The sequence below is a fragment of the Sinorhizobium glycinis genome (genome assembly GCF_001651865.1).
In the GTDB taxonomy this organism is placed as follows: domain Bacteria; phylum Pseudomonadota; class Alphaproteobacteria; order Rhizobiales; family Rhizobiaceae; genus Sinorhizobium; species Sinorhizobium glycinis.
Genome location: NZ_LPUX01000026.1, coordinates 1 through 3,725, shown reverse-complemented (window position 1 = coordinate 3,725; position 3,725 = coordinate 1). Strand labels below are relative to the sequence as shown.

Genomic DNA, 3,725 nt, shown 5'->3' with positions numbered 1-3,725 from the left:
GATGCGGCCGAGTTGGATGACAGTGCTCACTTTGCGCCAGCGCCTTCTGCCAGGGCTCGCTCAGACACCTACGGCGGTCTTCCATTGGTTGATCTGACCGCGCCCGCACCGTCCCCATTGCGCGACGATATCGTGCGGCGGTTTCCGATCACCTCGTCCGATGCTCAGATCGGGGCGTTGAATCCGATAGCCTTGTCCCACAACCGCGGGCTGGTGCTCGAGGATACGGAATGGCTGGGCGACGAGCATATCCTCAGGGATTACCAGCTTCAGGAGCTGGATTTGCAGAGGAGCGATTCGGATCTCGCCGCCCGGACGCGGTTCGTAGATCCCCTCGAAGCGCTGCGGCTGCGCCTGGGCGCGGAGAGCGACGTGCTACGCGTCTTCCATCGCATCGTCCATGATCGGCGTGATAACGATACAGCCGACTTCCTGTTCCTGCCAGTGAACGATGCCAGTGCTACGGACCGCGGCAGGCATTGGTCGCTGCTGTTCGTTGATCGCAGCAACCGGCAACGGCCTGTCGCCCATCACTACGATTCCTACGGGAGATACAACGAGACGCATGCAAGACAACTCGCAGAAAGGCTGAACCTCGCCCTGGAGCCAGCCGGCATGGCCCAGCAGCAGAACACTTATGATTGCGGCGTCTTTGTCGTGGACGGCACGCGGGAGCTGGTTAGGCAATTGGCGCAAGGACGGGAGCCAGACCTGCTGAACCTCAGCAACGTCGTTGCCAATCGGCAGGCACTGCAAGCGCGACTCAGGGGTTGATGTCGCCGTGGGCGACCCTCGCGGCGCTTCTCTTTGAGCTTGAATGACGGCTGGAAGAAGTTCACCAGCAGGCGCGCCGCGGCGTAGAGACGTGCCATCACGCGGGCCGTCTCGACCCCGAGAGTGGAAGGAACCGTGGGGTTAGGCGGCGAGAGAAAACCGGCCATCCTGCAGGCGTCCATCGAGCACTGCTACTCTCGTCTGGAGCACGCGCTGCGCGCCCTGTGGTGACCATCGCATTTGTCGACGTTTGTTCATGCGCCTGTTGACCAAGGCATTTGCGGATGATTGCGCACGCGAACTCGACACGGGTAGCCCCTGCAGCGACCGTTTGGCGTAGTTCGGCATGGAAGATTGGTTGATTTCGAGATACCTGTCGAATTCGATGATCATCTGTGCCAAGCGATTGATCTTCGCGACGACGCGTCGGGAATGCTGTTTGCGATCCACGCGGCGCAGTTCGCCAGCCGCCGCACATAGTAGCCAGCGTGCTGTCGTGACTTTTCCGCACCACAACTTCGCTCGCATTTGATCGAGATCGCGGGCAGCAAACTGGAACTCGAACTGACCGGCTTCGTCCGCCTTCACCAGCGATCGGCAAGAAGGTGCTGAACGCGCATCGATCCGTGAAACCAGTCCAGAATGTGCACCGCGTCGGAGTTGGCCGCATGCCGGACCGCATCGGCCAGCGACGGATCACCATCGCTGAACACAACAATCTCGCGTCCTGGCAACCAGCCTTGCGTCCTCAAGCAGGCGCGGATTGTCTGGTGTCGCGCAGTCTTGACGTTTGGCATCGTTGCGAAATGCGAGGGGCTGCGACCGGACGCCTCGAGGCGCCCCATGACGACCTCGAAATGACGCGTCTGGAACCCGGAACTGCTCGGACATATGTGCCGTCCATGAACACCGAGACCAGGCCTTTCGTGGCTCGGCTCATTCGGTATGGCGCCTTGTTGTCACGAACCTCGATCTGTTCAGCCACTCGTCCAAGACATGATCGGACCGCGGTATGGTTGCTCATCCCGCTTGTGGGCCCCGTCGGCTCGAAGCTGTGATTTTGGCCAAGTTGAAGAACGATTGGTGAACGTCAGGGTTTGGCCTGAGCTTTGAGCAGCATGGCAACGTTGTCAGCGGTGAACTTGACCCCTGTGATCGGGAATACGCTCAACGGATATAGGGTATTTCGGCCGCCGCGGATCAATGCCGGTGATCCGGAAGCGTTCGCCGCCAGCGATAAACTCGCGTTCGAAGTCCCTCCAGGCCGTACCGTTCGGCCAACACGGCGAACATCTCCTATCCAGATTGGTGGGCTTGCCATCTGGCGTGGGAATGCTGATGCGGAATGCTGGTTTCGAATGAGAAGCCAGGTTTCAGGCCACGCCACCCGGTACTTTCGATGACCAGTCCGTGATCTGAAGCGATCTGCCTGCAAGCCTCAAGCATGCGGGCCTGAATCTGCTCGCAGGCGGCGGATGTCAAACGGGTGATGCGGTTGGCCTTGCTCATTCGGAAGCACCGTTGCGTACCTGATAGACCGTGCCGGCGTTGTCATCCGAAAGACGGCAAACCCGGGCGCGGGTCCACCTTTCTCCTCGAGCTCGTCAGCTTCTCGAAAGCCAACCTTCCTAGCATTCCAATCTAGTCTCTATGCCGATACCGCCTATACTGAACTTGGGTACCCGCTGGGCGGATCTGCAGGAGACTTTGTCATCATAGTAGAAAGGAGAGCTTTATGGATTCCAATCGGATAAACGGTGGCGCCGCGAAAGGATCCCCAACGGGGTACGTCCGGACACAGGAGGATCATGATCTATTTAGGCAGGCCGCGAATGAAGCCGGGTCATTATCATCTGCCGCGCTTGTATCGGCACGGGCTCCGATTTGGAGTTCGCACGCTCCATACGGAAGCTTTTCACGCGATGGCTACTCTTGGAACAACGACGTATGGGGCCCGCGCCCTGGGCCTCAGACGATTTCGGTGAGTGGAGTCAACCGGTGGAGCGTGTGGTCGGACCAGCCTAATACTCCTGGCATCAAGAGCTACCCGCACGTGGCTTTCAATATCGGGAAACCGCTCAGTTCAATCAACACTCTGAGCTCGAGCTTCAATCAGGAAGTTCCCACTGGCGGCGCCTGGGATGTCGCCTACGATATCTGGGACAGCTCAAACAAGCATGAGATAATGCTCTGGACAAACTACACCGGAAACTCGGACGGGAGCGGCAACGTTAAGCCCATTTCATATCATTATGCCCCTTCCGGTGCGGCCATTCCGGTCTACAGCAATGTCAATGTAGGCGGAGCGACTTGGAACGTGTTTGAAGGTGAAGGGCCCGATGGTCACAAGGTCATCTCACTGCTGCGCACTTCGAAGACCAACAGCGGGACAGTGGACATCAAGAGTATCCTGCAGTGGATCAAGTCGAAGGGGTACTTTGGCGACATAGAAGTCGGTAGCGTCCAATACGGCGTCGAGATTACCTCGTCCCCGGGGGGAAAGAACTTCAATTTCAACAACTGGTCTGTGACCTCGAAGTGAAGATCGGCGCGGGGGGCGCGCAGGCGCGGCGAGCGGCGGCACGGGCAATAGGGGAAGTTCGAAGAATGGCCGATGCAAAGGAGCCATTTTCGGCAATGTTGCACCGGCGTATCTATCGAGTGCCGGATGCGTCCTTTCGCAGCAATAGAGCTGGCTAACCCTGTTGCGACCAACTCCCGTGACGTAGCGGATTTAAGGACTGCGCGGCGGTCTTCTTGCCCCTCAAGATAGCGTGGTGTGGTTTTGCAGTTAATCGTAAGACTCGTACTTCAATAGTGAAGATGCTCGAAGATGCCACGACGGACACTTTCCCGGGAAGAACTCTTCGCGGCACTGTAAAGTTATCAGCGGATTGATGCAGCGATAGCTGGCGGGGACGGCTGTCAGGCTGCGGCGACACACGCGATTT

General features: G+C 58.5%; 5 protein-coding genes. 2 read left to right on the top strand and 3 right to left on the bottom strand.

Annotated features, from left to right (window positions below; genetic code table 11):
* Nucleotides 1–774, top strand: a 774-nt coding sequence (locus AU381_RS00285; protein WP_244520002.1) for a Ulp1 family isopeptidase, incomplete at its 5' end; no start/stop codon positions are given.
* A gap of 141 nt (nt 775–915) precedes the next feature.
* Here the strand turns inward: AU381_RS00285 and AU381_RS00280 are convergent.
* The 3 genes from AU381_RS00280 to AU381_RS30560 form a co-directional block, all read right to left on the bottom strand.
* Nucleotides 916–1,362, bottom strand: a complete 447-nt coding sequence (locus AU381_RS00280) for a hypothetical protein (protein WP_015633423.1) — start codon at nt 1,360–1,362, stop codon at nt 916–918.
* Nucleotides 1,359–1,619, bottom strand: coding sequence for a hypothetical protein (locus tag AU381_RS00275; RefSeq protein WP_015633422.1), 261 nt, complete (start codon nt 1,617–1,619; stop codon nt 1,359–1,361). Before AU381_RS00275 ends, AU381_RS00280 begins: the two co-directional genes overlap by 4 nt.
* A gap of 451 nt (nt 1,620–2,070) precedes the next feature.
* Entirely contained in the window at nt 2,071–2,283 is a 213-nt protein-coding gene (locus AU381_RS30560; RefSeq protein WP_223843498.1) for a hypothetical protein, read from the bottom strand.
* A gap of 226 nt (nt 2,284–2,509) precedes the next feature.
* Here AU381_RS30560 and AU381_RS00270 point away from each other — a divergent pair, with 226 nt between their 5' ends.
* Complete coding sequence (locus tag AU381_RS00270; protein WP_015633421.1) at nt 2,510–3,316, top strand: glycoside hydrolase family 12 protein; 807 nt, start codon at nt 2,510–2,512, stop codon at nt 3,314–3,316.
* The last annotated feature ends 409 nt before the right edge of the window (nt 3,317–3,725 follow it).

Coding starts and splice junctions, on each gene's coding strand:
- AU381_RS00275 (WP_015633422.1), bottom strand. CDS start 1,619: ATGGGGCGCCTCGAGGCGTCCGGTCGCAGCCCCTCGCATTTCGCAACG.
- AU381_RS00270 (WP_015633421.1), top strand. CDS start 2,510: ATGGATTCCAATCGGATAAACGGTGGCGCCGCGAAAGGATCCCCAACG.
- AU381_RS30560 (WP_223843498.1), bottom strand. CDS start 2,283: ATGAGCAAGGCCAACCGCATCACCCGTTTGACATCCGCCGCCTGCGAG.